Here is a 26,424-nt window from a genome sequence, read left to right as displayed (position 1 = left end):
CCCCGCGGGCGCCGCAGTTAACCACTCTGGCCCGGGGGTTGCAGGTGCATGCCCGTAATCGCCCCAACGGGTTGGCTTTGGCCCAAGCTTTGGTGTAAAGCTGCGCGGAGTGTGGCTTTTTGTTAGCCTTGCGTGGGCACCGATTACCGACGACAAGCGCTTCAAATTGCTAATGAAATTGGCTGGGACGGACGAAGCCGATCTAAGTGACAGGGATCACAGAGACTGAACCGGAGCATACTTAAGCTCACCTAAGCTTGAAGACGGGGCCTTGCCCCATGCAGGTGGCTCCGACGGTTTAAGGACTCGCGCTGCGCCGATATTGTGCAAACCCATCGCGCACCGGAACGACCTTCCGGCGCTGACAAATTGGAAATCGCCGTGAACGCATACAGTAAGACGCCGCTTCTCGACACCATCCGGACACCGGAAGACCTGCGCAAGCTCAAGATCGAGCAGGTTCGCCAGGTCGCCGACGAGTTGCGGCAGGAGACCATCGATGCCGTCTCGGTAACCGGCGGTCACTTCGGCGCTGGTCTCGGCGTGGTCGAGCTCACCACCGCGATCCATTACGTCTTCGACACGCCGCGCGACCGGCTGATCTGGGACGTCGGCCATCAGGCCTATCCGCACAAGATCCTCACCGGGCGGCGCGACCGCATCCGCACCCTGCGCACCGGCGGCGGCCTGTCCGGCTTCACCAAGCGCAGCGAGAGCGATTACGATCCGTTCGGCGCGGCGCATTCCTCCACCTCGATCTCCGCCGGCCTCGGTATGGCCGTGGCGCGCGACCTCTCCGGCGGCAAGAACAACGTTATCGCCGTCATCGGTGACGGCGCTATGTCGGCGGGCATGGCCTATGAAGCCATGAACAACGCCGGTGCGATGAACTCGCGCCTGATCGTCATCCTCAACGACAACGACATGTCGATCGCGCCGCCGGTCGGCGCCATGAGCGCCTATCTGTCGCGCCTGTATTCCGGCAAGACCTATCGCACGCTGCGCGAGGCGGCCAAGCAGATCAACAAGCGCCTGCCCAAGATCATCGCCAACCGCGCCAACCGCGTCGAGGAATATTCGCGCGGCTTCATGATGGACGGCGGCACGCTGTTCGAGGAGCTCGGCTTCTATTACGTCGGCCCGATCGACGGCCATAACCTCGACCACCTCCTGCCCGTGCTGAAGAACGTCCGCGACATGGAGGAAGGCCCGATCCTGGTCCACGTCGTGACGCAAAAGGGCAAAGGTTACGGCCCGGCGGAAGCCTCCGCCGACAAGTACCATGCCGTCGTCAAGTTCGACGTCGCGACCGGCACGCAAGCCAAGGCCAAGCCGAACGCGCCCGCCTACCAGAACGTGTTCGGCCAGAGCCTCGTCAAGGAAGCGCAGAAGGACGAGAAGATCGTCGCCATCACCGCGGCGATGCCGTCCGGCACCGGCGTCGACATCTTCAACAAGGCGTTCCCGGACCGCACCTTCGACGTCGGCATCGCCGAGCAGCACGCGGTGACCTTTGCCGCAGGTCTGGCGAGCGAAGGCTACAAGCCGTTCTGCGCGATCTACTCGACCTTCCTCCAGCGCGGCTACGACCAGATCGTGCATGACGTCGCGATCCAGAATCTCCCCGTCCGCTTCGCGATCGACCGCGCCGGCCTCGTCGGCGCCGACGGCGCGACGCATGCCGGCTCGTTCGACAACGCCTATCTCGGCTGTCTGCCGAACATGGTGATCATGGCGGCGGCCGACGAGGCCGAGCTCGTGCACATGGTGGCAACCCAGGTCGCGATCGACGACCGTCCGAGCTCGCTGCGCTATCCGCGCGGCGAAGGCCGCGGCATCGAGATGCCCGAGGTCGGCATTCCGCTCGAGATCGGCAAGGGCCGCATGATCCGCCAGGGCAGCAAGATCGCCCTGCTCTCGTTCGGCACCCGCCTCGCCGAATGCGAGAAGGCGGCCGACGAGCTCGCCGCGCACGGCCTTTCGACCACGATCGCGGATGCGCGCTTCATGAAGCCGCTGGACACCGAGCTGGTTCTCAAGCTCGCCCGCGACCACGAGATCCTGATCACGATCGAGGAAGGCTCGGTCGGCGGCTTCGGCTCGCATGTCGCGCAGTTCCTGACCGATCAAGGCGCGCTCGACAGCGGCATGGTCAAGTTCCGCACGATGGTGCTGCCCGACGTGTTCCAGGACCACGACACCCCGGCCGCGATGTACGGCCGTGCCGGTCTCGACGCCAAGGGCATCGTCGCCAAGGTGTTCGAAGCGCTCGGCAAGGACGTGAAGACCGAGACGGTCAAGCTCGCCTGAGGGGCGAGCTTCGACCTTCAGCGAAGCAGCGCGACTTTCATGAAAATCTATCTGGCAGGCCCCGACGTGTTCCTGCCGGATGCGGTCGAGGTCGGCCGTCGCAAGGCAGAGATCTGCGCCCGCTTCGGGCTCACCGGCCTCTATCCTCTCGATAACGACATCGACCTCACCGCGCCCGACGCCTCGCGGCAGATCTTCTGCGGCAACGAGGCAATGATGGATGCGGCCGACGCCGTCATCGCGAACCTGACGCCGTTCCGCGGTGCCGGCGCCGATCCCGGGACTGTCTACGAGCTCGGCTATATGGCCGGGCGCGGCAAGGTTTGTCTGGCCTATTCCAACGATGGCGCCGCCTATGCCGACCGCGTCGGCCGCTTCATGGACGTCACCTCCGAGGACGGGCGGCTGGTCGATGCGCAGGGCCTGACGGTCGAGGATTTCGGCCTCGTCGACAACCTCATGATGATCCATGCGCTGGAACTGCACGGCTGCCCGCTGGTGACGCCGGCCACGATGCCGATCGACGTCTGGCACGATCTCGCCGCGTTCGAGGCTTGCGTCCGGATGGCGGCCGCGCGATTGATTGCACCATAAGCGCATCAATCGTCCCAAGAATCGTCAAGAATCGTCTCATGAGAGCATGATGTCCCCTCCCCGCAAGCGCGCGGATATTCTGCTGGTCGAGCGCGGCCTGTTCGAGAGCCGGGCGCGGGCGCGCGCGGCCATCGAGGCCGGCCTCGTCATGGCCGACGACAAGCAGGTGACAAAACCGTCGGAGACCATCGCCGAAGACGCGGTGATCCAGGCCGAGCCCGCGCACCCCTACGTGTCGCGCGGCGGCGTCAAGCTCGCGGGCGCACTGGAACGCTACCCGATCGAGATCGAGGACCATGTCTGCCTCGACGTCGGTGCCTCCACCGGCGGTTTCACCGAGGTGCTGCTGGCCAATGGCGCAAGCCTGGTGTTCGCCATCGATGTCGGCACCAACCAGTTGCATCCCTCGCTACGCGGTCATCCAAAAATCGTGTCGATGGAGGAGACCGACATCCGCGCCTATGAAGGCAGACGCCTGCCGGCGCGGCCCGATATCGTCGTCATCGACGTCAGCTTCATCTCGCTGAAGACCGTGCTGCCCGTGGCGCTCTCGCTGGCGGCTGCACCGATGAGCCTGCTGGCGCTGATCAAGCCGCAATTCGAGGCCGAGCGGAAGCACAACAAGAAAGGCATCATCCGCGACGCCGCCGTGCATCGGGATATCTGCGACGACATCGCGGCCTTCGCCGCCTCGCTCGGCTGCACCGACATCGAGGTGTTCCCCTCGCCGATCACCGGCGGCGACGGCAACAGCGAATTCTTCCTGGGCGCGCGCCGTGGTTGAGCGCCTGAGGATCGATCACGTCGGCCATCGCGGCGACGGCGTCGCGCTCGACGCCGGCGAAGCGATCTATGTGCCATATGCGCTCGGCGGCGAGACCGTCGAGGTCGACCATGTCGCGGGCAATCATCCCGACCGCCGCAAGCTGCTCGCGGTCGATGTCGCAAGCCCCGAGCGCATCGCGCCGTTCTGCCCGCATTTCGGCGTATGCGGCGGCTGCGCGATCCAGCACTGGGCGGCCGAGCCCTATCATGCCTGGAAGCGCAGCATCGTGGTCGAGACGCTGGCGCAGGCCGGCATCGATTGCGAGGTTGCGCCGCTGGTCGATGCCCATGGCGTGGGCCGCAGGCGCGTCACGCTGCACGGCCGGTTCGGCACGCATGACATCCTCAAGGTCGGCTTCTCGGCAGCGAGTTCGCACGACGTCATCCCGATCCATCGCTGCCCGATCCTCGATCCCGCGCTCGACGGCGCGCTCGATGCCGCCTGGGCGCTGGCCGAGCCGCTGACGTCCAAAATGCCGGTGACGAAGCCGCTCGACGTCCAGGTCACGGCGACCGCCAACGGCCTCGACGTCGACGTGCGCGGCTCCGGCCCGCTGCCGACGCCGCTGGTCACGGCGCTGTCGCGTGTCGCCGAGCAGCATCGCCTGGCGCGGCTGACGCGGCACGGCGAGCTGGTGCTGCAACGCCTGCCGCCGACGGTGAAGATGGGGCGCACTGAAGTGACGCTGCCGCCAGGCTCGTTTTTGCAGGCAACCGTCGCCGGCGAAGAGACGCTGGCGTCTCTCGTCGCCGAGCGCGTCGGCAAGGCCAAGGAGGTTCTCGACCTCTTCTGCGGCGTCGGGCCGTTCGCGCTGCGGCTCGCCGAGAAGGCGCGCGTCACCGCCTATGACAACGACGCCGGCGCAGTTGCCGCGCTGGCAAAGGCCGCGCGCGCCCCCGGCCTGAAGCCAATCAAGGCCGAGCCGCGCGACCTGTTCCGCCGCCCCCTGGTGCCGCAGGAGCTGCGCGACTTCGACGCCGTCGTGTTCGATCCCCCGCGCCAGGGCGCACAGGCGCAGGTACTGAAACTCGCCGCAAGCAAGGTACCCGTCATCGTCGCGGTCTCCTGCAACGTCGCAACCTTTGCCCGCGACGCACGGCTGCTGATCGATGGCGGTTACAGGATCGACGGCGTCGTGCCGGTCGACCAATTCCGCCACACGCCGCATGTCGAACTGGTGGCGCGGTTCGCGCGGTAGCCGCAAGCCTCGTGGGACGGCCGCAGCAAGCTCCTCACCAAATTGATCCGGCGCCGATCCGAACCTTGATGCCGGTCAACCGCCCGAGCTTCCGGTGGCGCTAGAAGCGTGGTGCGAAAGGACCGTGGAGCGGATGATGGCGATCGACCGGCGACAACTCATGGCCACCGCGCTCGGACTTTCCGCGGCAACAATCACCGCCCGCCCCTCGGCTGCGGCGACGGCGACCTATGAGGAAACGGTGCGAGCGTCGCGGGCACCGCTGCAACCGGCGCCGCGGGACCGCGAGCTCGTGCGTTTTGCGACGCTCGCCGCCAACAGCCACAATACCCAGCCCTGGATCTTTTCCGCCCGCGGCAATGAAATCGTGATTGCGCCCGACTTCGCGCGCCGCTGTCCGGCGGTCGATCCGGACGATCACCACCTTTTCGTCAGCCTCGGCTGCGCCGCCGAGAACCTCGTCCTCGCGGCATCAGCGCTCGGCTGGCGCGCCAACCCGATCGTCGACGGCGACAGGATCGTGATCACGCTGGAGCAAGCGCGCACCGAAACGTCGGCGCTGGTCGACGCGATTCCCCTCAGGCAATGCACCCGTGCAGCCTTCGACGGCAAGCCGGTGGCGCCCGACATGCTGCGCCAGCTCGAAAACGCCTGCCGGGAGCCGAACGTCTCGGCAATCCTGATGACCGAACGCGCCGCCATCGCCCATGTCACCGACTACGTGCTCGAAGGCAATTCCGCGCAAATGCGCGACAAGGCCTTCATGAGCGAGCTCGTGAGCTGGATGCGCTTCAACGAGACGGATGCCGTCGCGACCATGGACGGGTTGTTCTCGCGGGCCTCGGGAAACCCGTCCCTGCCGGCATGGGTCGCGCGACCGCTGCTCAGGTTCTTCTTCACGGAAACCGGCGAGAACGGGAAATACCGCGCCGGGCTCGACAGCTCCGCGGGAATCGTCGTGCTTGCCGCCGATCGCAGCGACACCTCGCACTGGATTTCGGTCGGCCGTGCCTGTCAGCGGTTCGGCCTGCAGGCGACCGCGCTCGGGCTCAAATATTCCTTCATCAACCAGCCGGTCGAGGTGCCGGCATTAAGGCGGCAGTTCGCAGCCTCGCTCGGACTCGGCGAGCGGCGTCCCGATATCGTGATGCGTTTCGGAACCGGGCCGGACCTGCCAAAATCGCTCCGCCGCGCCCCGGAACTGGTGATGCGGTCTACGCAATAGTCGCCTAGTGCCGAAGGCCGCCGAGCGCCGGTGACTCGCCGGGCAGCATGTTCGATCTGATATCGCTGTCCATGCGGCTGGAGTCCTGCTGGGTGAACCCGGCGCCGAACGACAGGCTGAGGTTGGAGGTTGGCTTGAATTCGACGCCCGCGAACGCACCGTATCCGGGCGCGGCGCCGGAGGTGAGCGGCGCAAGCGAACTGCCAATGCCGTTGCCATATTTCAGTGTGTCGAAACCGGCAAAGAACGTGACGGGCAACCCGCCCGCAGTCTTGGTGTTGTAACCGAACTGTGAGCTGTCATAGGAGAGCGCGCTGAAATTTCCGGCCTGTCCCGCCCGGCCGAGACCGCTCCAATTGAGGTTGCCACGCTGGCTGCCGACAAAGAAGCCGTTCGCAAAATTGGCGCGCCCGCCTGCGTCGCTGGCATTGAAGCTCGGAAAATTGCCGTAAGCGTCGGAGCTCTGGCCGGCACTGTCGCCAAAACCGAAAGGCCCGCCCGGTATCCAATACCGCAAGGGAGCAACTTGCGCATGAGCGGGCGCTCCGCTGAGGCAAAGCGCGGCGAAGAGAACTGCGAGACCGCAAGAACCTGCAAGGCTGGACATTCAGGCTACCGTCAAAATGCCCTCAAATTATACCCTCCGGATAGCGCGATTGCCAGCGAAGCAACGACGGTCCTCACGTCCCCGGTTCCGGGGTAGCGTCTTCCTGACACGTTGAACCTCCCATCCGCCGGATTGACCCACATAGAGGACGCGCAAGCTCGAGCCGTCACCGTGATCGCCGAAGCCTCGCGCGATGCAACAATGCGCAGTTTGCGCTGACCATTGAAAATGCCCGACACAGCATGGAGGCCGTCATGGAGGTCAATTCCGACAGGTTGAACGCGTTCATGGGCAAGATGATTACCGAGGTCGGGGCGGCGATGAACGCTTCGCTGGTCCTGCTGGGCGACAAGCTCGGCCTCTACCGCGCCCTTGCCGCCAAGGGACCGATGAACTCCGCCGAGCTGGCGAGCGCCACCGGAACGAACGAACGCTACGTCCGCGAGTGGCTGGCGAGCCAGGCGGCTTCTGGTTACGTCGAATATGATACCGCTTCAGGAAAATTCTCGATGTTGCCGGAGCAGGCGATGGCGCTTGCCGACGAGGACAGCCCGGTGTTCCTCGGCGCAGTCGGCAATGTCATTGCCGCGGCGTTTCTCGACGAGCCGAAGATTACGGATGCATTCAAGTCCGGCAAGGGCGTCGGCTGGAATCGTCGCAGCGAGTGCCTGTTCTGCGGCACCGCCCGCTTCTTCCGCACCGGCTACATGCATCATCTGGTGCAGGAGTGGCTGCCCGCGCTCGACGGCGTCGTGGACAAGCTCGAGCGTGGCGCCAAGGTCGCCGATGTCGGTTGCGGGCATGGCGTTTCGACGCGGCTCATGGCGAAAGCCTTCCCGAACTCCCGATTCTACGGCTTCGACTATCACGAGGGCTCGATCGAGGCCGCGCGAAAGGCGACCAATGAGGCCAAGCTGGGCGACCGGGTCAGCTTCGCTGTTCACTCGGCCAAGACCTATCCGGCCGAAGGCTACGATCTCGTCTGCTTCTTCGATTGCCTGCACGACATGGGCGATCCCGTCGGCGCCATCAGCCACGTGCGCGAATCCATGGCGAAGGACGGCACCTGCATGCTGGTCGAGCCGTTCGCGGGCGACCGCCTCGAGGACAATCTCAATCCGGTCGGCCGCGTCTACTATGCGGCGTCGACCATGATCTGCACGCCGGCCTCGCTCGACCAGGAGGTCGGCCTCGCGCTGGGTGCACAAGCGGGCGAAGCAAGGCTGCGCAAGGTCGCAAGCGAAGGCGGCCTGTCGCGCTTCCGCCGCGCCGCCGAAACGCCGTTCAATCTGATCCTGGAGGCGCGGATCTGACGTCTCTCACGCCGGGCGCGCGGGCCTGTGCGCGACATAGCCGACCCGCAAGCCCGGCACGAAGCCGCACCCCTCGTAGAAGCGATGCACGCGCGGATCCTTGCGGCCGCTTTGCATCAGCACGTGATGGCAGTCCATCGTCCATGCGGCCTGAAGCGCCGCCGCGACCACAGCCCGTCCATGGCCGCGGCCCTGATATTCTGGATGTGTCGCGACATTCTCGAGAAAGCCGTGGCGCTGGCCGGCGCGCAACAGGTTCGGCGCGGTGATGAGCATGCAGGTGGCGACGATCCTGTCCGCCTCTTCCGAGACCAATACCGCGAGATCATCGCGCGACAAAATCTGCCGCCAGATGTCCGCCGCTCGCTCCAGCGGATCGGCGGCCGCGCTGACCTCCGAGACGCGAAACAATTCGAGCAGGGCGGGAAGATCGGCTTCCCGGGCAGGCCTGGCGGTCGGCATTGGTCACTCTCCTGACTTGAGCCGGTCGCGCACGGCCGACGATGTCAGGTCGAGGCGTCCGTCCCCGTTCCGAATGTAAGCTGATTCCCGTCGAGATCGACGACGTCGAAATCGCGCATGTCGTAGTCGCGGTCCTGCGGCTGGTTGATCAGCTTGGCGCCGCGTCCCGACAATTCGGCATACACCTCGTCGACGTCCCGGACGAAAACGCAAAGACCGCCCTGTCCGGGCAACCGTTTCGTTGCGGCCGCCGCGAGCAAGTGCAGGCCGACCTCATCACGGCAGAGGCAGGCATAAGACGGAGGCTGGCCGTATTCGAAGGTGACCTCGAAGCCGAGCACGTCGCGGTAATAGGCGAGGCTCGCAGTGATGTCGGACACGACGAAGACGGTGGCGGAGCCGGCCATCATCGGGCGTTCGTCAGCCATTGGTCCCTCCCTCTGGAAAGCAATCTCCGGCGCGCAGGCTAACATGCGCGCCGGAGGTCTTGCACGGCCCAAGCCGCACCGTAAGCTGTCGCCCGAACAAGGCGGCGCGAGTCCGCCGGAACGGGAATCATGCCGCACGATCCCCTGCTCACGCGCCTGACATCCACCTTTGCCAAGGTGCCGGGCATCGCTGCCATCGTGCTCGGCGGCTCGCGCGCGCGGGGCAGCGCGCATGCTTCTTCCGACTACGACATTGGATTGTACTTCTCGGCGGCGAGCCCGCTCGATACGGATCGGCTACTCGCCGCCGCGAAGGAGATCGCCGACGATCCTGCCACCACGGCCGTGACGCCGGTCGGCGAATGGGGCCCGTGGATCGTCGGTGGCGCCTGGCTTTCGGTGGAAGGCCGTAAGGTCGATCTGCTCTATCGCAACGCCGACGCAGTCGAAGCTGTGATGGAGTCTTGCCGCGCCGGCGTCGTCACCATGGATTACCAGCCCGGCCATCCGCACGGCTTCTGCTCAGCGATCTGGATGGGTGAGATCGCCTGTTGCCGGCCACTGCACGATCCGCAGGCGCTAATCGCCCGGCTGAAATCGATTGCGCTGCCCTATCCGCCGCCGCTGCGTACGGCGTTGATCCGGCGCTTTCAGTGGGAAATCTCGTTCGGCATCGAGAATGCGGAGCTTGCGGTGGCGCGCGGCGAGCAGACTCATGTCGCGGGATGCCTCTACAGGTCGCTCGCGTGCGTCGCGCAAGTTCTGTTCGCACTGAACGAACGCTATCTCGTCAACGAAAAGGGCGCGCTCCAGGAGGCGGCCGGCCTCCCGCTGACGATCCCGCATCTGGTGCAGCAGGCGGACGCGATCTGGCGGCAGATCGGCAGCGGCGCCTTGGCGCCGGCTTGCGAAGTCTTGCGCAGGATCGACCGACAGCTGAAGCTGCTGACGTCTTGAAAGCACGGAGAACCAGGTGACATCCGACAGTCCCGTCACTTACGAATGCATCGGCAACATCGCCCGCATCACGCTGCGCCGGCCGCCCGTCAATGCGCTGAGCCTCGAAGTCATCCGCTCGGTCGTCGCGGCGCTCCGCCGCGCCGCAGACGATGCGGATGCGCGCGTGGTCGTGCTGGCGAGCGCTATTGCCAGGCGCTTTTCGGCGGGCCTCGATCTCGACATCCTGCTCGGCAAATCGGGCGCCGAGATCCGCGAATTCCTCCAGGCGCTCTATATCGACCTTTACGATGCCCAGTACGGGCTCGGAAAGCCGTCGATCGCAGCGGTCGGCGGCGCGGCCCGCGGCGGTGGCATGACCATGGCGGTGTCCTGCGACGTGGTGCTGGCATCCGAGAGTGCGACGTTCGGCTATCCCGAGATCGACGTCGGGGTCATTCCCGCGATCCACTACGCGCATCTGCCGCGCATCGTCGGCCGCCACCGCGCTTTCGAGCTGCTGTTCACCGGCCGCGTCTTCAGCGCCGCCGAGGCGCGCGAGCTTGGCGTCGTGAACCGCGTGGTCGGAGATACGGAGCTCGAGGCCGAGGTGCTTAAGCTCGCGGCGCAGTTCGCAGGAAAATCGGCGGCGGTGCTGCGGATGGGCCGCGCCGCCTTCATGCGCCAGATCGACCTCGACTATCGGCGCAGCATTGCCAGCGCGGTGGACGATTTCTGCAACGTCGCGACGTCGGACGAGGCGCAGGAGGGCCTGAGGGCGTTCGTGGAGAAGCGGGCACCGAAATGGTGAGGACGGCCGGCCGCCACGCGAGTCGGGAACGCGAAGCGTTCAGGCGGTCTTGTCGACCGAAGACGATGAATCGGCCGGTGGATATTTCGTCACGGGCACCATGAAGGACTTGGTGCCGACCTGGTAGATGATCTTGCCGTTCTTCCCGTCATCGGTCGCGATCTGCGCCTGCCCGAACATGATGACGTTCTTGTAGACGATGCCGGTGCCCTGGCGCGTGATGCCGTCGGTGGTGACGCTGACCTGCGCTTCGTTGCCGTTGACGGCGAGCACCTTGAAGCTCGCGCTTTTGCCGTTGTCGCTGGAATAGCCGCCCCAGCTTCCCATCAGTCGGCTGTCGGAGGCCGGCGGCGCCTGCTTCTCGAGATTGGCGGTCTGCTTGCCAGCGCCCCCCGCGGAGAACAGGAGCACCATGTTCTTACCGTCCTTGGTGCCGACCGTGACCCCGCCGAAAGTGATAAGCGAGCCCTGGACCTCGCCGAAGCCGCGCTCGGTATGCCCGTTATGGGTATACTCGACCTGCGCCCGGGCACCGCGGATGTTCACGACCTTGAAGCCGACGGGCTGGTTGTTGCCCACCCAATTGCCCTTCCAGTCACCGACCAGAGTGCTCTGGTGAAAGATGCGCTCGTTCGCGGGCGAAATCTGGCTGGTGCTCGATGTGACGATGGCCATTGGGTTGCTCGGCGGACAGGTTTGAAAAACCCGCTTTCGTTCGCTCCAACAATGTCAGGATGCTGGCCGGAAATGAACGGAAACCATCCGATTAGGGCCACGCGCCGGTTAATGAGCGGTTAAGTTCAACCGCCGGCTGAGACGGCAAAACGTCTCAGCCGGGGCCAGCCTTAGCGTCCCCAGCGGTCCGACCAGATCTTCTCGCCGATCATGCAGCTGACGCGCGGCTCCTTGTCCGCAACGCGCACCACGGGACGCTCCGGCGTGCGCCCTGCGACCTCCATCAGGAGCTTGGTGCGGATCGCTTCCTTGAACTTCTCGCGGTCCTTGATCGTGATGACGAAGGAGCCGGGGCCGCCGATCACGCAATCCTCGTAGTAGTAGTCGAGATTGTCGATATCCATGGTCGAATAGGACGGCTCCTTGACCATGATCGGCAGGCCGTTGATGACGATGCCTTTCTCGAGCGCGGCGTCGCGCGCCACCGTGACCGGGCCGCCATTGTTGTTGGGACCGTCGCCGGAGATGTCGATGACGCGGCGCAAGCCCCGATAGGGATCCTCGTCGAACAGCGGCATCGCGAACGTGATCGCGCCGGAGATCGAGGTGCGCGAGGCGCGCCGGATCGGCGTCTTCAAGATTTCGGCGGCGACCGCATCTGCGGTCTCCGGTCCATCGATCAACCGCCAGGGAATGATGATCTTCTGGTCGCTGGAAGCAGCCCACTCGAAATAGGTCACCGCGATCCGGCCGTTCGGACCGAGCTTCAGCGCCTGCAAGAACTCCTTCGACTGGATCGCCTGCGCATAACCTTCGCGCTGGATCGCGAGCTCGTCCATGTCCATGGAGTAGGAGACATCGACCGCAAGGACCAGTTCGACATCGACCGTCTGCGCGTCCCTGTCGGTCGCCAGCCGCTGCGGCCGATCCTTGGACGCCTCAAATTTAGGTCCTGGTGCAGCGAAGCCCGCAACATCCCCCCCGGCGAGCACGCCGGCCACCAGCACAGCCCCGATCGAGAACAGCAAGCGCATCGCAGCCTCCCGTCGTATGACGCGATGGTGACATGCAATCGCCTTGCCGCAAAGTGCGAAGATCGCTTGCACTTCACATTCAAGTTAGGAATTTGCGTCGTTGCGGCGACTTGCCGTCGTTTGGCCATAGCGATGACGTCGGAACGCGCGCAATCACCAGCGCCGTCATTCCAGGACTCGCAAAGCACGAAGCTCCGGCGCGCCCCTGCGTCCGGGAATCTCGAGATTTCGGGTTCGATACTGCGCGTCGCCCTGGCATGACGACTCGTGGGATGGAGCGTCCCGCCCACTTGTCCGACGCGATTTCCATGCTAGGCTGGCCGCACAGATGGGGATGGAGTCCCCCGACAACCGCCCGGCGGTCGGTGACCGTGATGGGCTGATGACTCCTGCTTGAGGTGGGGCAATTTTTGAGCCTCTGCCTTTGGCGGGAGCATGGACAAACCCGCCGATGGCGGGTTTTTTGTTGCCTGACGACGAAAGCCGGGAGAAGGCCAGGACGTGAAGGCCAAGGAGAAGTTCAAGGGGAAGCCCAAGAGGAAGTCCAAGGGGAAATCCGAGGCGTGACGACGACGACACCGAATGCTGCGCGTACCGGGCTGCCCAGAGGGATCTGGGTGCTCGGCTTCGTCTCGATGCTGATGGACGTCTCCTCCGAGATGATCCACGCGCTGCTGCCGGTCTATCTCGTCACCGTGCTCGGCGCCTCGACGCTCACGGTCGGCTTCATCGAGGGAATTGCGGAGGCGACGGCCTCGATCACCAAGATCTTCTCCGGCGCGCTGTCGGACTGGCTCGGCCGGCGCAAGCTGCTCGCCGCCCTCGGCTACGGGCTGGCCGCCTTGACCAAACCGCTGTTCCCGCTCGCGCCCAGCGTCGAATGGCTGGTGGCCGCGCGCTTCATCGACCGGGTCGGCAAGGGCATCCGCGGCGCGCCGCGCGATGCGCTGATCGCCGATATCGCCCCCATCGGCCTGCGCGGCGCGAGCTTTGGCCTGCGCCAGTCGCTCGACACCATCGGCGCCTTCGTCGGGCCGCTTGCGGCGATCGGCCTGATGTGGTGGACGGCTGACAATTTTACCGCCGTGTTCTGGGTTGCCGCGCTGCCGGCCTTTCTGTCCTTCGGCCTGATCGCCTTTGCCGTGAGCGAGCCGGAGCCGGACCCAAGCCGGGAATCTGCGAAAAATCCGCTCAATCTCGCTGCGATGCTGCAGCTCGGAGCGGTCTACTGGCGCGTCGTGGCGGTCGGAATCGTCTTCACGCTCGCGCGCTTCAGCGAAGCCTTCCTGATCCTGCGTGCGCAGAACATCGGCCTCAATGCGATGTGGGTGCCTGCGGTGCTGGTGCTGATGAACATCGTCTACGCGCTGTCGGCCTATCCGGCCGGCGTGTTGTCGGACCGCATCAACCGGACCGCCCTGCTCGCGCTCGGTCTCCTCTTTCTCTGCGGCGCCGACCTCGCACTCGCGCTGCTGCCGAACCTTGGCGGCCTGGCGCTCGGCGTCGCGTTGTGGGGGCTGCATATGGGATTGACGCAAGGCCTGCTCTCGGCCCTCGTCGCCGACGCCGCGCCGCCAAGCCTGCGCGGCACCGCATTCGGCTATTTCAACCTGTTCACGGGCCTGGCACTGCTGGCCGCGAGCGTGATCGCAGGTGCGCTGTGGGACGCCTATGGTCCGGCCGGCACGTTCCTGGCAGGGCTCGGCTTCGCGCTGGTGTCGCTCGTGGGGCTGCTCGCCGTCGGCAACGGGCTGGCAGCGGAGGGCAAATGATGACAGGGAGCTGTTCGTCGTGTTGAGCGGGGTGCTTGCCATTGTGATCGGCAGCGTGCTGGGCGGCTGTGCGCGCTATTTCATCTCCGGCGCGATCGCGCGGCGGCTGGGCGAGACGTTTCCGTGGGGCACCATGACCATCAACGTCACCGGCGCCTTCCTGATCGGCATTTTTGGCGCGCTGGCAACCCATCCCGGCTCGATGTTCGCCTCGCCCAATCCATGGCTGTTCGCGGTGACCGGTTTCCTCGGCTGCTACACCACGGTGTCCTCGTTCAGCCTGCAAACGCTGACGCTCGCCCGTAACGGCGAGCCCATGCATGCGCTCGGCAACGTCGTCTTCTCGGTCGGACTGTGCCTCGCCGCCGTCAGCTGCGGTTTCCTGCTCGCTGACGGTCTTGGAGGGTAGCGGCCCGATGAATTCTCCCTCCGCCGAGCGCTGGCGCAGCGCAATGCTCTATGCCTGGGTTTCCGCCGGCAGCGTCCTCGGCGGCCTGACGCGCTATCTGGTCGGGCTCTTGCTCGATACCGGTCCAGGCTTTCCCGTCGCGACACTGTTCATCAATGCCACCGGCTCGCTGATCATCGGCTTCTATGCGACGCTGACCGGCCCGGACGGCCGCATGCTGGCACGACCCGAGCACCGGCAGTTCGTCATGACCGGGTTCTGCGGCGGCTACACCACCTTCTCGGCCTTCAGCCTGGAAACCTTCCGCCTGGTCCATGGCGGCATGAAATACACCGCGCTGGCCTATGTCGCCTCCTCCGTCGTCTGCTGGCTGGTATCGGTCTGGCTCGGCCATATGATGGCGAGCCGCTACAACCGCTTGAGAAGGAGCTGACCATGCAAATTCCCAATCAGGCCGTTTCGCTCCGCATCTTCATCGGCGAGAGCGACCACTTCGACGGCAAGCCGCTCTATGAAGCGATCGTGCTGAAGGCGCGCGAGCTGCACCTCGCCGGCGCCACCGTGCTGCGCGGTCCGATGGGGTTCGGCAAGTCGAGCCGGCTGCACACCTCGAAAATCCTGCGGCTCTCGGAAGACCTGCCGCTGCTGATCGAGATTGTCGACAGCGAGGACAACATCAACGCATTCCTGCCCATCCTGGATGGCATGATGTCGAGCGGGCTGATCACCTTGGAGAAGGTGCAGGTCCTGCAATATGGTGAGAGGGCCGCGAGCTGATCGCTCCGGCAAGGAACCCGAGCCCGCCGTGTCCAGGAGGCGGAATGAACGACGCCGTCACCAAGCCGAAAACCAGGACCAAGACCAAGGTCGAGCGACCGAAGCTGCACAAGGTCATCCTGATCAACGACGACTACACGCCGCGCGAATTCGTCACGATGATCCTCAAGGCCGAGTTCCGCATGACGGAAGATCAGGCCTACAAGGTGATGATCACGGCGCACAAGCTGGGCGCCTGCGTGGTTGCCGTGTTCACGAAGGACGTCGCGGAGACCAAGGCAACGCGCGCCACCGACGCCGGCCGCGCCAAGGGCTATCCGCTGCTGTTCACGACTGAGCCGGAGGAATAGGCCATCCGCCTTCCGACTTTGCATTCCCGCCGGAGATCGCCGACAATGCCGCAAAATCGGCGCAGGCCGGACAATAAGCAAAGCGGGAAACGACGGAAGTGGGCATATCAATAAGAAGCTTCGTGACAAGAGGCCAACTGGTCCTGACGCTGGCGGCGATCGCCTTCTTCACCACCGGCACGGCGCAAGCGGCCGAACGGGTCCGCGTCGGGCTGTTGAAGCTCTCCTCGGCAGCCCCGTTGTTCCTCGCCAAGGAGCGCGGCTATTTCGAGCAGGAAGGGATCGAGGCTGACCTGAAATTCTTCGATGCCGCCGTGCCGATCGCGGTAGCCAGCGTCTCCGGCGATATCGACATCGGCTTCACCGGCTTCACGGCCGCCTTCTACAACCTCGCGGGCAAGGGCGGACTGAAGGTCGTTGCCGGCACGGCGCGCGAGGCACCCGGCTTCCAGAACACGGCCTATGTCGTCTCCAAGCGCGCATATGATTCGGGCCTGAAGACGCTGAAGGACTTGCCCGGTCATTCCGTCGGCATCACGCAAGTCGGCTCGACTTTCCATTATTCGCTCGGCCTGATCGCCGACAAGCTGAAATTCGACGTGACCTCCGTCCGGGTCGTTCCGCTGCAATCGCTGCCGAATGTCGCGGCGGCCATCAAGGGCGGCCAGCTCGACGCGGCGCTCACCGCCACGACCACGATCAGCCCGGTGGTCGCCTCTGGCGACGCGATCGTGCTCGGCTTCGTCGGCGACGAGACGCCCTGGATGCTCGGCTGCGTCGTGGCTTCGACCGCGACGATCGAGAAGAACCGCAAGCTGGTCGAGAAGGTGCTGGCCGTCTATCGCCGCGGCGCCGACGACTATGCGCGCGTGCTGTTGAAGCGCGATGCGGACGGCAAATTCGCCCGCAGCGAGGAAGGTGACGCGATGCTTGCGATCATCTCCAAATACACCGAGCAGAAGATCGAGCAGCTCCGCATCGGGCTGTCGGTCGTCGATCCCGCGCTCGACAGCGCCGACATCTCCCGCCAGATCGCCTGGTTCAAGCGCCAGAAGATGGTCGAACCCGATATCGATGCCGAGAAGATCATCGACAAATCCTTCGTCCCGGACCGGCCGACGGCGCCGAAATGACTGACGACAACGACAACAAGAACACGGAGCTACCCATGAACGCGAGCGAAGTCACCGCGGGCACCAAGATCGTCCGGCGTGCCGCGAACCAAAAGCCGTCGCGCGTCGTCGCCGACATCTGCGTGGTCGGCTCGGGTGCGGCCGGCATGTCGGCGGCGATCGAGGGCGCGCGTGCCGGACGCAAGGTGGTGCTGGTCGACAGCCTGCCCGCGCTCGGCGGCCAGGCGGTCAACTCCATCATCGGCACCTTCTGCGGCCTGTTCTCGAACGGCAGCGACGGCTACCAGTTCACCCACGGTATCGCCGACGATCTCCTGGGCGACCTCGGTGCGCAGGAGAACGCGCTGTTCTACCGCCGCGGACCGCACACCACCGTCGTCTATTACGACGAGGTCGCGCTCGGACGCTGGGTCGAGAAGGCGATGCTTGCGGCCGGCGTCACCGTGATCGTCGGCGCCGTCATGCGCAATGTCCGTGTCGCCGGCCGGCGCGTGACCGGGATCGATCTCTCCACCCGCTACGGTGACGTCGAGGTCGAGGCGAACGGCTTCGTCGACGCCTCCGGCGACGCCGCGCTGGTGTGGCAGGCGGGCTTTGCCTGCCGCGAGCCGGACGACGGCCCGATCTACGGCACGCAAATGCTGATCGTGGAGAATATCGACGAGAACAAGGTGCCGAGCCGCGAGGAATTGCCGGCGCGCATGCGAGAGAAGGCCGGCGACTACGGTCTGTTGCGGCGCGAGGGCCTGTCCTTCGTCATTCCCGGGCGCGGCGTTGCCGCAATGAACATGACCCATGTCGAGACGCCACTGGAGCCGCTGGAGGCGAGCCGCAAGGGCATCGAGGGCAAGGACCAGGCCGACCGCGCCTTCGCCTTCCTCAGGAACGAATTCCCCGCCTGCTTCGGCAAGGCGCGCATCCGCGCCTATGGCTTTCCCGGAATCCGCCAGACGCGCTGGATCGTCGGCCGCCAGCAATTGTCGGTCGACGACGTCCGCGCCGGCACCAAATTCGAAGACGCGATCGGCCGCACGGCGTGGCCGATCGAACTGCACGACCACGGCTCCGGCCATCACTGGCACGTCTTCGACAAGGACCACGTCCACTATGTGCCGTTCGGCAGCCTTGCGCCGCAGGAAGCCGACAACATCGTCGCCGCCGGCCGCTGCATCGATGCCGACAAGGCCGCACTCTCCAGCGTTCGGGTGATGGGCCCCTGCATGGCGATGGGCGCCGCCGCTGCGCACGCGCTCGACCTCGCCGGCAGCGGCAGCGTGCATCAGATCGACATCGATGCGCTGAAGTGGCGCCTGCGCGACAATCTGGAGCGGACGGACTGAGATGCGCAGCAGCCAGGAGCGCTGGCCGTAGCTCTCTGCTCGGCCGACCGCCGCGATTGTCGATCTGGACGCCCTTAGGCCATCACCACCGGCGTCTCCTCGCCGAGCCCGTACACGCGCTGCGCCTTGGAAAATCCCGCGATCGGAAATTCGCCGAGCTCGCGCCAGTCGTGGCGGCAGGCGTTGGCGAAGACCTCCGAGACCACGACGGTGCGGCCAAGCCGGCCGGCGATCTTCTCCAGCCGCGCAGCAAGATTGACGGCGGGGCCGATGCAGGTGAAGTCCAGCCGGTTGCCGCCGCCGATATTGCCGTAGAGGATGTTGCCGACATGCAGCGCGACGCCGAAGCGGAAGCGCTCGACGACTTCGCCGACCGGGTGCGCGAGCGCTTCCACGCTGGCGCGGGACTCGCGCGCGGCTTCCAGCACGCGCGCGCAGACATGCGTGGCATCGCCGACATATTCGTCGATCGGAAACACCGCGAGCAGGCCATCGCCCATGAATTTCAGCACCTCGCCGCCATGGCCGCGGATCGCCGTGACCTGGCAGTCGAAGTAGTTGTTGAGGATATCGACTACGGTCTCGGCCGGCAGCCGATCCGACAATGCGGTGAAGCCGCGCAAGTCAGAGAGCCAGATTGCCGCCTGCATGGTGTCGTTGTGGCCGCGGCGGATCTGGCCGCCGAGGATCCGCGCGCCGGCGTGGTTGCCGACATAGGTGTCGAGCAGCATCTCGGCGGTGCGGCGCAGGCTGATGATCTCGCTGACGCGCGCGAGCGGCGTCACGATGGAGCGGATCGCCGCGATGTCGTCGTCGCTGAAGCCGCCGGGATGGCGCGTGACCCAGCTCGTCGCGTGGATCGAGCCGTCGAGATAGTGCATCGGCATCGCGAGGTAGTCGGTCACGCCTTCGGCGCGCATGTCATCGAGGAACGGAAACCGCTTGCTGTCCGGATCGTCCATCCGTCCCCGGACCTCCAGCCCCTCCTCGAACACGATCCGGAGCGGGCTCCGGGCGAATTCGGGCGTGTCCAGGATATCGAAGTCGACGGTGCCGATCTCGACCTTCTGGCCCTGCCTCCAGATGAAGTTGCGGCCAAAGATTTCCGGATGCAGCGTGCGAATGAAGATGCCGAACCGCGACAGCGGCAGGCCGGCCGCGACCAGATGCTCGCAGACCTCGGCGATCATCTCGGAAGGGGTCCCGGACGACCTCGCACCGTCGATCAGCCAGTTGGTGATGCGCTGGATCTCGGAGTTTTGCATGTCCGCATTTGCGGACGAAGTTTTGGGAACGTCAAGCTGCGCGGTGGGCTAGTACCGCGACATTGTAGCGGGCGCATGATCTGTTCGGAAAACCGCTTCACACTTTTCCCGATCATGCGCTAACGCCTCACCCTGCTCTAGCGGCCGACCTGCCCGCGATCCCGAATGAAATGATCGGCCAGCACGCAGGCCATCATGGCCTCGCCGACGGGGACGGCACGGATGCCGACGCACGGATCGTGGCGCCCCTTGGTGAAGATCTCGGTATCAGCGCCCTTGCGATCCACGGTGAGACGCGGCTGGAGGATCGACGAGGTCGGCTTCACCGCGAAGCGCACCACGATCGGCTGCCCCGTGGAGATGCCGCCCAGCACGCCGCCGGCGTGGTTGGACAGGAAGCGCGTGCCGTCATTGCCGGTGCGCATCTCGTCGGCGTTCTCTTCGCCCGTCAGCTCGGCCGCGCCGAAGCCGGCGCCGATCTCGACGCCCTTCACCGCGTTGATGGTCATCATCGCACCCGCCAGATCGGAATCGAGCTTGGCGTAGATCGGCGCGCCGAGACCCGCGGGCACGCCTTCAGCGACGATCTCGAGCACCGCGCCGATCGAGGAGCCGCTCTTGCGGATGCCGTCGAGATAGGTCTCGAAGAACGCCGCCTTGTCCTTGTCGGGACAGAAGAACGGGTTCCTGGCGATCTCGTCCCAGTCCCACTTCTCACGGTCGATCTTGTGCGGGCCGATCTGCACCAGCGCGCCGCGCACCTTGACGTTGGGCAGCACCTTTCGCGCGATCGCACCGGCGGCAACCCGCGTCGCGGTCTCGCGCGCCGACGAGCGTCCGCCGCCGCGATAGTCGCGCAGACCGTATTTCGCCTCATAGGTGAAGTCGGCGTGCCCGGGGCGAAACTTGTCCTTGATCTCGGAATAGTCCTTCGACCGCTGGTCGGTGTTCTCGATGAGGAGCCCGATCGGCGTGCCGGTCGTCACCTGCACGCCGGTCTCCGGATGCGCCATCACCCCGGACAGGATCTTCACCTGATCCAGCTCCTGGCGCTGGGTGGTGAAGCGCGACTGGCCGGGCCGGCGGCGATCGAGATCGCGCTGGATGTCGGCCTCGGTGAGCGGGATCATCGGCGGGCAGCCGTCGACCACGCAGCCGATCGCCACCCCATGGCTCTCGCCGAAGGTGGTGACGCGGAACATGTGGCCGAAGGTGTTGAAGGACATCCTTAGCTGTCGCCTTACGTTGACTTTTTACATCTACGTTGTTTGTCAACGTCGTAGCGCCGAGGAGCACCCGGTTCAACCCCGTTCCCGTCATTCCGGGGCGATGCGAAGCATCGAACCCGGAATCTCGAGATTCCGGGTTCGCCCTTCGGGCGCCCCGGAATGACGGAGAGTTGGCTTAACTATACTTCTCCACCCGCCCGTCCCGGAACACGTAGACGGCGCCCTGCTCGATATAGAGCTCGGCGGCGCTGGCCGGCGTCTCCAGGCCAAGCGAAACCATCAGGGCCCGGCAGGTCCCGCCATGAGCAACTGCGACGGTGTCGGTCCGGAGCTGGTCGTACCAGGCGCGGACGCGGACCTGCACATCGGCATAGGTCTCCCCGCCTGCGGGGCCCACCGTCCATTTGTCGGCGAGGCGCCTGGCATAGATTTCGGGATCGGCAGCCTCGCTCTCGGCCAGCGTCAGCCCCTCCCAGACGCCGTAGCCGATCTCGCGCAGGCGATCGTCGAGCGAATAGTCGGCCACGGGCAATTCGAGCTTGCCGCGCGCAAGCTCCATGGTCATGCGCGCGCGGCCGAGCGGGCTCGACACATAGGGCAGCGCGGCCTTGTCGCGCCCGTCGCGCTTGAACAGGTCGGCGAGAATGCCGCCGGCCTGCACCGCCTGGCTACGGCCGCGCGCGTTCAGCGGAACGTCCTTGGTGCCCTGAAGCCGCCCGAGCGCGTTCCACTCGGTCTCGCCGTGGCGAAGATAGTAGATCGTGGGCACGGGCATTGCCGGTAAGCGTTAGTCCTTGCCGCCGAGCGAAATGTCCGGCGCGTCCGGGCGCTTCATGCCGAGCACGTGGTAACCGGAATCGACGTGATGCACCTCGCCGGTGACGCCGCGCGAGAGGTCGGAGAGGAAATACAGCGCGCTGCCGCCGACGTCCTCGGTGGAGACGTTGCGCCGCAGCGGCGCGTTGTGCTCGTTCCACTTCAGGATATAGCGGAAGTCGCCGATTCCGGAGGCCGCGAGCGTCTTGATCGGCCCGGCCGAGATCGCGTTGACGCGGATGTTCTTCTCGCCGAGGTCGGCGGCGAGATAGCGCACGCTTGCCTCCAGCGCCGCCTTCGCCACGCCCATCACGTTGTAATGCGGCATCCACTTCTCGGCGCCGTAATAGGAGAGCGTGATGAGCGAACCGCCGTCGGTCATCAGCTTCTCGGCGCGCTGTGCCACGGCGGTGAACGAGTAGCAGGAGATCAGCATCGACTTGGAAAAATTCTCCTGCGTGGTGTCGACGTAGCGGCCGTCGAGCTGCTCGCCATAGGCGATCGCGTGCACCAGGAAGTCGATCTTGCCCCACTTCTCCTTCAGCACCGCGAAGGCAGCGTCGATGGTCGCGGCGTCCGTGACGTCGCAATGGCCGAGCACGAGTCCACCGATCTCGGCGGCGAGCGGCTCGACGCGCTTCTTCAGCGCATCGCCCTGATAGGTGAAGGCGAGCTCGGCGCCAGCTGCGTGGCATGCCTTGGCGATGCCCCAGGCGATCGAGCGGTTGTTGGCAACGCCGAGGACCACCCCGCGCTTGCCTTGCATCAGACCTGAATTCTGCGCCATTTTTGAACGTCCCGTCGAGCTCTCGTTGAGGTCTGGAGGTACACCAGCCCTCCTTCGCGGTACAGTCCTAATACGCGGCGTTAACGCTGTTTCGAGCGCCGGAATAGCCGTTCCGTTCGGGTGTTATGATGGGTAAGGCGCTCGCGCCGAACACCAGGACGTCAAGACCGCAATGAGTGCGTTTCGCCAGAGTGTGGAAGCCATGATCCCGGCGTTGCGCCGCTACGCCCGCGCGCTCACGCGCGATGCGGATGCGGCCGACGATCTGGTGCAGGATACGTTGGTGCGCGCACTGCGTTCGGAGCGCCTGTTTCTCGGTGGCGACGTCAGGAGCTGGCTGTATACGATCCTGACCAACCTCAACAAGAACCGGCGGCGCTCGCTGGCAAGGCGGCCGCAATTCATGCAGCTGACGGAGAACAACCCGGATGCCAGCGGGACCGAAGCCGAGGGACGCGACATCGAGAAGGCGCTGGCAACGCTGGTCGAGGAGCAGCGTTCGGTGCTGCTCCTGGTGATGCTGGAGGGCATGAGTTACCGCGAGGTCGCCGACATCCAGGGCGTGCCGATCGGCACCGTGATGTCGCGCCTGGCACGCGCCCGCGCCCACGTTAAAGCCTCGCTGGAGGATGAGCGCCCGGCGCTCAGGCGAGTGAAATGATGGCGGGATTGATGCATCGCGTAGTGTCCGCCCGCAGTCTGCCGACGAAGCGAGCGAAGTTGAGTCACGAAGGATATTTTGGGCCGCAGAGCCAGAGACGATCGATATGAACGACCGCAATATTCCGATCACCGAAGACGAGCTGCACGCCTATGTCGATGGCGAGCTGCCGGCCGAGCGACGCGCCGACGTCGAGGCCTGGCTTGCCGCCAATCCTGACGATGCCGAGCGGGTGCAGTCCTGGCGCGCCATGGCCGAGATGCTGCACGCCCGCTACGATTCCGTCGCCCAGGAGCCGGTGCCGGCACGGCTGGAGCTCGAACGGCTGGAGCGCCGCCCCCGGCAATGGCTCTATGGCGCCGCCGCGGCTGTGCTGGTTGCCTTTGTCGCCGGCGGCACCGCCGGCTGGGTCGCGCATGGCGCCGCCAGCGCCCCCTCGACTTTCCAGAGCTTCACGGCGGACGCACTCGACGCCCACCGCCTCTATGTCGTCGAGGTCCGCCATCCTGTCGAGGTCGGCGGCAACGAGCGCGACCATCTCCAGGCCTGGCTGACCAGGCGCTGTGGCTGGACCGTGTTCGCACCGAACCTGGAGGCGAGTGGGTTGAAGCTGGTCGGCGGCCGGCTCCTGCCGGGGCCGAACGGGCCGGCGTCGTTCCTGATGTATGAGGGCGCCTCGGGCGAGCGGTACACGATCTACACTGCCAAGACCGAGAATGGTGCAACGCAGATGCGGTACGCCAGGACGGACAAGGACGGCGCGCTGTTCTGGGCCGAGCGCGGCGTCGGCTACGTCGTCAGCGGCGGCGGCGATCGCGACCGGCTGACCAAGGTGGCGCAGGCCGTGTACGACCAGGCAGAGAAAAACGGCACCTAGACAACCGCACAAGCGCGGTGCCTCGATTCCGTCATTGAAAATTTGGAATCAAGACATCGGCGCGTCTCATTATCGCACCGGATGATCACGCGAAAATGAGTAGCGTTCGATCCGCCGATCGACGCGGGCGGCCTCGATTGGGGTTTTTGGTACCGCGCTGGTCCCCCTCTCGAGGCCGCACCTTTTTATCGGCTGCCCCGCCGGACAGCCGACACGTCGAGCATGTGAGCCGAGAAGCGCTGTCACGCCTCAGGCATATGATGAGCATCATCTCCAGGGAGGATGCTGTAGACCTTAGGAAAACCCCTTCACTTCCGATCGCGCCCTAACCAAGCCCGCTACGTGGATTGTAGGGGTGTTGGTCCCGCCACTTCTCCATCAATGCCTCAAGCTCGGCGTCGTTCCCGTCCGGTAGCATAATCCTGACGGTGACGAAGAGATCCCCGGTTCCACCCGCTTTGGGCAGACCCTTGCCCTTCAGCCGGAAGGTGCGGCCGCTGGAGGTGTTTTTGGGGACCGAGAGTTCGACCGCATTGCCAAGGGTCGGCACGCGGACCTTGCCGCCGAGCACCGCCTCGTAGAGCGTAACCGGCAGGTCGATCCGCAGATCCGCGCCCTCGACCTTGAAATACGGGTGCGGCGCAATGCCGATGGTGATCAGGAGATCGCCCGGCGGATGGCCCTGGGCGCTCTCGCCCTGCCCGCGCAGCCGGATCTGCTGACCCTCGGTGACGCCGGCCGGGATCTTGACGTTGAGCTCCTTGCCCGTCGGCAACCGGACGCGCTTCTCGCCGCCCTTGACCGACTCCTCCAGCGAGACGGACATGGCGACGTTCACGTCGAGATCGAGCCCGACCCCGCCGGTGTCGAATTCGAACTGCCCGGCGCTGCCGGCCCCGGGCCGCGCGCCGCGCACCCCGCCGCCGAACATGCTGTTGAGGATGTCCTCAAAGGCGCCGCCACCCTGACCCGGGCCGCCGCCGGAGCGGAACGTATAGCTCTCGAACCCGCCGGGACCCGCGCGGCCACGCGGCCCGCCGCCGCCCGGAAAACCCTGGAAGCGCGGCTTGCCGTCGGCGTCGATCTCGCCGCGGTCGAACTGCTTGCGCTTGTCCTCGTCGCCGAGGATCTCGTTGGCCGAATTGAGTTCGGCGAAACGCTCGGCGGCCTTCGGGTCGTCCTTGTTGCTATCGGGATGGTGCTTCTTGGCAAGCTTGCGATAGGCGCTCTTGATCGCGGCAGCGTTGGCGCTCCGCGGCACCCCCAAGACCTCATAGGGGTCGCGCATCCGTCACGTCTCCTTCAAAGAAATCGAATTGTTCAAAGGGCTCCCCGCCCCACCTGCGAACCATGTGGGGAGAGAGTGGCATTTTTGCAACTAGGATTGCCGGCCGAATCCTAGCTCCGCCACGGCTTTAGCGTATGAATCTCCCAACGGCCACGGCTGCTTTGGCAGCCGGCGCCCTGGAGCCAGCTTTCGGTATTGCCGTTGACGTAGCTCGCGAGGAAATCGCGGCATTTGCGGCCGTCCTCGGCGGCATAGGATTGCGCGATCGGCGTCACCGAGCCGCGCGCCCCGGTATCCGGATTCTCCCAGTGCTGGCTGGAATCCTTGTCGCCCTTGCTCAGCACATCGGACGCAGCGTTGCGGGCGAAGGCAAGATCGGTCTCGGTCGGTGCCGCGTCCCTCGCCGGCCGCATGATCGAGCCGGTGAGGTCGCTGTCGGCGGCCTTGGCATAGGCGCCGGTGTCATTGCGGGAAAAGCTGCAACCGCCGGTGCCGAAGCCGATCAGGATCACCGTCATGGCAAAGCCGGACGGCCGGATCGCCGATAGGCCAACGCGTCCCCATGCCCTATATAGGGCGGTAGCGGACAACAACGCGTTTTGGGCCGCGGAACGCAACTCGGACTCCAGACATGACCGACACGACCTCGATGAAACACCAGACACCCTTAACATCCGGTGATTTCACCGCCGCCGACGAGCCTTTTGCGCTGTTCGAGGCCTGGCTGAACGAGGCGATCAAGAGCGAGCCGAACGATCCGAATGCCATGGCGCTCGCAACCGTCGACCCGGAAGGCCTGCCGGACGTGCGCATGGTGTTGATGAAGGGCTTCGATACCGAGGGTTTTGTCTTCTACAGCCACATCGCAAGCCAGAAGGGCCGTGAACTCGCCGCAAATCCTAAGGCAGCGTTACTTTTTCACTGGAAGTCGCTGCGCCGTCAGGTCCGCATCCGCGGCAACGTGACGCCGGTGACCGACGCCGAGGCCGACGCCTATTTCGCCACCCGTCCCAAGCAGGCGCAGATCGGCGCCTGGGCGAGCAAGCAGTCCGAGGCGCTGGAGAGCCGCTTCGCGTTCGAACAGGCCATCGCAAAAGTCGCGGCCAAGTACGTCATCAGCGAGGTGCCGCGGCCGCCGGGCTGGAGCGGCTGGCGCATCACACCGGTCCGCATCGAGTTCTGGCACGATCGCCCATTCCGTCTGCACGACCGCATCGAATTTCGTCGTGACGCCGCGGGCCAGAAGTGGTCCAAGACGCGGATGTACCCTTAGCATTTTGTTTGAGCATGATCTTTTCGGA

Annotated in this window: 29 protein-coding genes and 1 riboswitch; of the genes, 18 read left to right on the top strand and 11 right to left on the bottom strand. The window is 65.4% G+C overall.

The genetic code is table 11. The features are described from left to right. Nucleotides 1-381 precede the first annotated feature (381 nt). The 5 genes from dxs (at nt 382) to XI08_RS34790 (ending at nt 6,153) form a co-directional block, all read left to right on the top strand. On the top strand, nt 382-2,310 hold the full coding sequence (gene dxs / locus XI08_RS34810; RefSeq protein WP_271577873.1) for a 1-deoxy-D-xylulose-5-phosphate synthase: 1,929 nt from the start codon (nt 382-384) through the stop codon (nt 2,308-2,310). Nucleotides 2,311-2,349: 39 nt separating this feature from the next. Next, on the top strand, nt 2,350-2,904 hold the full coding sequence (locus XI08_RS34805; RefSeq protein ID WP_271577872.1) for a nucleoside 2-deoxyribosyltransferase: 555 nt from the start codon (nt 2,350-2,352) through the stop codon (nt 2,902-2,904). A 49-nt stretch (nt 2,905-2,953) separates the two neighbouring features. Next, entirely contained in the window at nt 2,954-3,688 is a 735-nt protein-coding gene (locus tag XI08_RS34800; RefSeq protein WP_271577871.1) for a TlyA family RNA methyltransferase, read from the top strand. Continuing rightward, a complete protein-coding gene (locus XI08_RS34795) occupies nt 3,681-4,928 on the top strand; it encodes a class I SAM-dependent RNA methyltransferase (protein ID WP_271577870.1) in 1,248 nt (415 codons plus the stop codon). Before XI08_RS34800 ends, XI08_RS34795 begins: the two co-directional genes overlap by 8 nt. Before the next feature lie 136 nt (nt 4,929-5,064). Then, nucleotides 5,065-6,153 (top strand): Acg family FMN-binding oxidoreductase, encoded by a 1,089-nt coding sequence (locus XI08_RS34790; protein WP_271577869.1) that lies wholly within the window; start codon nt 5,065-5,067, stop codon nt 6,151-6,153. 4 nt (nt 6,154-6,157) lie between these two features. Here XI08_RS34790 and XI08_RS34785 read toward each other — a convergent pair whose 3' ends face one another. Then, nucleotides 6,158-6,760, bottom strand: coding sequence for a hypothetical protein (locus tag XI08_RS34785; RefSeq protein ID WP_271577868.1), 603 nt, complete (start codon nt 6,758-6,760; stop codon nt 6,158-6,160). Nucleotides 6,761-7,014: 254 nt separating this feature from the next. Here XI08_RS34785 and XI08_RS34780 point away from each other — a divergent pair, with 254 nt between their 5' ends. Further along, nucleotides 7,015-8,073, top strand: a complete 1,059-nt coding sequence (locus tag XI08_RS34780; protein WP_271577867.1) for a class I SAM-dependent methyltransferase — start codon at nt 7,015-7,017, stop codon at nt 8,071-8,073. 6 nt (nt 8,074-8,079) lie between these two features. Here XI08_RS34780 and XI08_RS34775 read toward each other — a convergent pair whose 3' ends face one another. Together XI08_RS34775 and XI08_RS34770 are read right to left on the bottom strand one after the other, a co-directional pair. Further along, nucleotides 8,080-8,535: a GNAT family N-acetyltransferase gene (locus XI08_RS34775; RefSeq protein ID WP_271577866.1), complete on the bottom strand. Its 456-nt coding sequence runs from the start codon at nt 8,533-8,535 to the stop codon at nt 8,080-8,082. Between the two features lie 44 nt (nt 8,536-8,579). Further along, nucleotides 8,580-8,963: a bleomycin resistance protein gene (locus XI08_RS34770; protein ID WP_271577865.1), complete on the bottom strand. Its 384-nt coding sequence runs from the start codon at nt 8,961-8,963 to the stop codon at nt 8,580-8,582. A 129-nt stretch (nt 8,964-9,092) separates the two neighbouring features. Between XI08_RS34770 and XI08_RS34765 the strand changes: the two genes are divergently transcribed. Further along, nucleotides 9,093-9,920 carry a nucleotidyltransferase domain-containing protein gene (locus tag XI08_RS34765; RefSeq protein WP_271577864.1) on the top strand — a complete coding sequence of 276 codons (828 nt, stop codon included), beginning with the start codon at nt 9,093-9,095 and terminating at the stop codon, nt 9,918-9,920. A 16-nt stretch (nt 9,921-9,936) separates the two neighbouring features. Further along, a complete protein-coding gene (locus tag XI08_RS34760) occupies nt 9,937-10,710 on the top strand; it encodes an enoyl-CoA hydratase/isomerase family protein (RefSeq protein ID WP_271577863.1) in 774 nt (257 codons plus the stop codon). 39 nt (nt 10,711-10,749) lie between these two features. Here the strand turns inward: XI08_RS34760 and XI08_RS34755 are convergent, their stop codons facing one another. Continuing rightward, a complete protein-coding gene (locus XI08_RS34755; protein ID WP_027546187.1) occupies nt 10,750-11,385 on the bottom strand; it encodes a hypothetical protein in 636 nt (211 codons plus the stop codon). A 170-nt stretch (nt 11,386-11,555) separates the two neighbouring features. Then, on the bottom strand, nt 11,556-12,419 hold the full coding sequence (locus XI08_RS34750; RefSeq protein ID WP_027546188.1) for a DUF1194 domain-containing protein: 864 nt from the start codon (nt 12,417-12,419) through the stop codon (nt 11,556-11,558). A gap of 321 nt (nt 12,420-12,740) precedes the next feature. Continuing rightward, a riboswitch (Fluoride riboswitch) is annotated at nt 12,741-12,818 on the top strand. A 164-nt stretch (nt 12,819-12,982) separates the two neighbouring features. Here XI08_RS34750 and XI08_RS34745 point away from each other — a divergent pair. The 7 genes from XI08_RS34745 to XI08_RS34715 all read left to right on the top strand — a co-directional run bounded on the left by XI08_RS34745 (nt 12,983) and on the right by XI08_RS34715 (nt 18,200). Further along, entirely contained in the window at nt 12,983-14,191 is a 1,209-nt protein-coding gene (locus XI08_RS34745) for an MFS transporter (RefSeq protein WP_271577862.1), read from the top strand. 19 nt (nt 14,192-14,210) lie between these two features. Next, on the top strand, nt 14,211-14,600 hold the full coding sequence (crcB, locus tag XI08_RS34740; RefSeq protein WP_442869885.1) for a fluoride efflux transporter CrcB: 390 nt from the start codon (nt 14,211-14,213) through the stop codon (nt 14,598-14,600). 7 nt (nt 14,601-14,607) lie between these two features. Beyond that, complete coding sequence (gene crcB, locus XI08_RS34735; RefSeq protein ID WP_271577861.1) at nt 14,608-15,033, top strand: fluoride efflux transporter CrcB; 426 nt, start codon at nt 14,608-14,610, stop codon at nt 15,031-15,033. 2 nt (nt 15,034-15,035) lie between these two features. Further along, nucleotides 15,036-15,377, top strand: coding sequence for a DUF190 domain-containing protein (locus XI08_RS34730; protein ID WP_271577860.1), 342 nt, complete (start codon nt 15,036-15,038; stop codon nt 15,375-15,377). Between the two features lie 44 nt (nt 15,378-15,421). After that, nucleotides 15,422-15,727 (top strand): ATP-dependent Clp protease adapter ClpS, encoded by a 306-nt coding sequence (gene clpS / locus XI08_RS34725; protein ID WP_092188508.1) that lies wholly within the window; start codon nt 15,422-15,424, stop codon nt 15,725-15,727. Between the two features lie 122 nt (nt 15,728-15,849). Then, on the top strand, nt 15,850-16,860 hold the full coding sequence (locus XI08_RS34720; RefSeq protein ID WP_271577859.1) for an ABC transporter substrate-binding protein: 1,011 nt from the start codon (nt 15,850-15,852) through the stop codon (nt 16,858-16,860). A 35-nt stretch (nt 16,861-16,895) separates the two neighbouring features. Beyond that, nucleotides 16,896-18,200, top strand: coding sequence for an FAD-dependent oxidoreductase (locus XI08_RS34715; RefSeq protein WP_271577858.1), 1,305 nt, complete (start codon nt 16,896-16,898; stop codon nt 18,198-18,200). A 74-nt stretch (nt 18,201-18,274) separates the two neighbouring features. On the opposite strand, the gene XI08_RS34710 is transcribed toward XI08_RS34715, so the two are convergent. The 4 genes from XI08_RS34710 to fabI all read right to left on the bottom strand — a co-directional run bounded on the left by XI08_RS34710 (nt 18,275) and on the right by fabI (nt 22,297). After that, nucleotides 18,275-19,465 carry an adenylate/guanylate cyclase domain-containing protein gene (locus XI08_RS34710; RefSeq protein WP_271577857.1) on the bottom strand — a complete coding sequence of 397 codons (1,191 nt, stop codon included), beginning with the start codon at nt 19,463-19,465 and terminating at the stop codon, nt 18,275-18,277. Between the two features lie 137 nt (nt 19,466-19,602). After that, the gene (gene aroC / locus XI08_RS34705) at nt 19,603-20,691 is read right to left on the bottom strand and encodes a chorismate synthase (protein ID WP_271577856.1); all 1,089 of its coding nucleotides are present in this window, start codon (nt 20,689-20,691) and stop codon (nt 19,603-19,605) included. A gap of 178 nt (nt 20,692-20,869) precedes the next feature. Continuing rightward, nucleotides 20,870-21,469, bottom strand: coding sequence for a histidine phosphatase family protein (locus XI08_RS34700; RefSeq protein ID WP_271577855.1), 600 nt, complete (start codon nt 21,467-21,469; stop codon nt 20,870-20,872). A 12-nt stretch (nt 21,470-21,481) separates the two neighbouring features. Beyond that, the gene (gene fabI, locus XI08_RS34695) at nt 21,482-22,297 is read right to left on the bottom strand and encodes an enoyl-ACP reductase FabI (RefSeq protein ID WP_011085415.1); all 816 of its coding nucleotides are present in this window, start codon (nt 22,295-22,297) and stop codon (nt 21,482-21,484) included. 172 nt (nt 22,298-22,469) lie between these two features. Between fabI and XI08_RS34690 the strand changes: the two genes are divergently transcribed. Together XI08_RS34690 and XI08_RS34685 are read left to right on the top strand one after the other, a co-directional pair. Then, nucleotides 22,470-22,958, top strand: a complete 489-nt coding sequence (locus XI08_RS34690; RefSeq protein ID WP_271577854.1) for an RNA polymerase sigma factor — start codon at nt 22,470-22,472, stop codon at nt 22,956-22,958. Between the two features lie 106 nt (nt 22,959-23,064). After that, nucleotides 23,065-23,835, top strand: a complete 771-nt coding sequence (locus tag XI08_RS34685; RefSeq protein WP_271577853.1) for an anti-sigma factor family protein — start codon at nt 23,065-23,067, stop codon at nt 23,833-23,835. A 325-nt stretch (nt 23,836-24,160) separates the two neighbouring features. Here the strand turns inward: XI08_RS34685 and XI08_RS34680 are convergent, their stop codons facing one another. Together XI08_RS34680 and XI08_RS34675 are read right to left on the bottom strand one after the other, a co-directional pair. Next, a complete protein-coding gene (locus XI08_RS34680) occupies nt 24,161-25,123 on the bottom strand; it encodes a DnaJ C-terminal domain-containing protein (RefSeq protein ID WP_027546202.1) in 963 nt (320 codons plus the stop codon). A 110-nt stretch (nt 25,124-25,233) separates the two neighbouring features. Next, entirely contained in the window at nt 25,234-25,641 is a 408-nt protein-coding gene (locus XI08_RS34675; RefSeq protein WP_271577852.1) for an RT0821/Lpp0805 family surface protein, read from the bottom strand. A gap of 113 nt (nt 25,642-25,754) precedes the next feature. Between XI08_RS34675 and pdxH the strand changes: the two genes are divergently transcribed. Next, nucleotides 25,755-26,396, top strand: a complete 642-nt coding sequence (gene pdxH, locus XI08_RS34670) for a pyridoxamine 5'-phosphate oxidase (protein ID WP_027546204.1) — start codon at nt 25,755-25,757, stop codon at nt 26,394-26,396. Nucleotides 26,397-26,424 lie beyond the last annotated feature (28 nt).

The organism is Bradyrhizobium sp. CCBAU 11361 (assembly GCF_028128935.1).
GTDB classification, from domain to species: domain Bacteria; phylum Pseudomonadota; class Alphaproteobacteria; order Rhizobiales; family Xanthobacteraceae; genus Bradyrhizobium; species Bradyrhizobium niftali.
This window is presented reverse-complemented; position numbering and strand designations above follow the sequence as displayed.

What these genes read in the sequence shown, in the direction of transcription:
- fabI (WP_011085415.1), bottom strand. Translation starts at nt 22,297, where the DNA reads ATGGCGCAGAATTCAGGTCTGATGCAAGGCAAGCGCGGGGTGGTCCTC.
- XI08_RS34685 (WP_271577853.1), top strand. Translation starts at nt 23,065, where the DNA reads ATGAACGACCGCAATATTCCGATCACCGAAGACGAGCTGCACGCCTAT.
- XI08_RS34730 (WP_271577860.1), top strand. Translation starts at nt 15,036, where the DNA reads ATGCAAATTCCCAATCAGGCCGTTTCGCTCCGCATCTTCATCGGCGAG.
- XI08_RS34775 (WP_271577866.1), bottom strand. Translation starts at nt 8,535, where the DNA reads ATGCCGACCGCCAGGCCTGCCCGGGAAGCCGATCTTCCCGCCCTGCTC.
- XI08_RS34750 (WP_027546188.1), bottom strand. Translation starts at nt 12,419, where the DNA reads ATGCGCTTGCTGTTCTCGATCGGGGCTGTGCTGGTGGCCGGCGTGCTC.
- XI08_RS34690 (WP_271577854.1), top strand. Translation starts at nt 22,470, where the DNA reads ATGAGTGCGTTTCGCCAGAGTGTGGAAGCCATGATCCCGGCGTTGCGC.
- XI08_RS34770 (WP_271577865.1), bottom strand. Translation starts at nt 8,963, where the DNA reads ATGGCTGACGAACGCCCGATGATGGCCGGCTCCGCCACCGTCTTCGTC.
- XI08_RS34780 (WP_271577867.1), top strand. Translation starts at nt 7,015, where the DNA reads ATGGAGGTCAATTCCGACAGGTTGAACGCGTTCATGGGCAAGATGATT.
- crcB (WP_271577861.1), top strand. Translation starts at nt 14,608, where the DNA reads ATGAATTCTCCCTCCGCCGAGCGCTGGCGCAGCGCAATGCTCTATGCC.
- XI08_RS34765 (WP_271577864.1), top strand. Translation starts at nt 9,093, where the DNA reads ATGCCGCACGATCCCCTGCTCACGCGCCTGACATCCACCTTTGCCAAG.
- XI08_RS34805 (WP_271577872.1), top strand. Translation starts at nt 2,350, where the DNA reads ATGAAAATCTATCTGGCAGGCCCCGACGTGTTCCTGCCGGATGCGGTC.
- XI08_RS34800 (WP_271577871.1), top strand. Translation starts at nt 2,954, where the DNA reads ATGTCCCCTCCCCGCAAGCGCGCGGATATTCTGCTGGTCGAGCGCGGC.
- XI08_RS34710 (WP_271577857.1), bottom strand. Translation starts at nt 19,465, where the DNA reads ATGCAAAACTCCGAGATCCAGCGCATCACCAACTGGCTGATCGACGGT.
- clpS (WP_092188508.1), top strand. Translation starts at nt 15,422, where the DNA reads ATGAACGACGCCGTCACCAAGCCGAAAACCAGGACCAAGACCAAGGTC.
- XI08_RS34680 (WP_027546202.1), bottom strand. Translation starts at nt 25,123, where the DNA reads ATGCGCGACCCCTATGAGGTCTTGGGGGTGCCGCGGAGCGCCAACGCT.
- XI08_RS34755 (WP_027546187.1), bottom strand. Translation starts at nt 11,385, where the DNA reads ATGGCCATCGTCACATCGAGCACCAGCCAGATTTCGCCCGCGAACGAG.
- pdxH (WP_027546204.1), top strand. Translation starts at nt 25,755, where the DNA reads ATGACCGACACGACCTCGATGAAACACCAGACACCCTTAACATCCGGT.
- aroC (WP_271577856.1), bottom strand. Translation starts at nt 20,691, where the DNA reads ATGTCCTTCAACACCTTCGGCCACATGTTCCGCGTCACCACCTTCGGC.
- XI08_RS34675 (WP_271577852.1), bottom strand. Translation starts at nt 25,641, where the DNA reads ATGACGGTGATCCTGATCGGCTTCGGCACCGGCGGTTGCAGCTTTTCC.
- XI08_RS34700 (WP_271577855.1), bottom strand. Translation starts at nt 21,469, where the DNA reads ATGCCCGTGCCCACGATCTACTATCTTCGCCACGGCGAGACCGAGTGG.
- XI08_RS34790 (WP_271577869.1), top strand. Translation starts at nt 5,065, where the DNA reads ATGGCGATCGACCGGCGACAACTCATGGCCACCGCGCTCGGACTTTCC.
- XI08_RS34715 (WP_271577858.1), top strand. Translation starts at nt 16,896, where the DNA reads ATGAACGCGAGCGAAGTCACCGCGGGCACCAAGATCGTCCGGCGTGCC.
- XI08_RS34785 (WP_271577868.1), bottom strand. Translation starts at nt 6,760, where the DNA reads ATGTCCAGCCTTGCAGGTTCTTGCGGTCTCGCAGTTCTCTTCGCCGCG.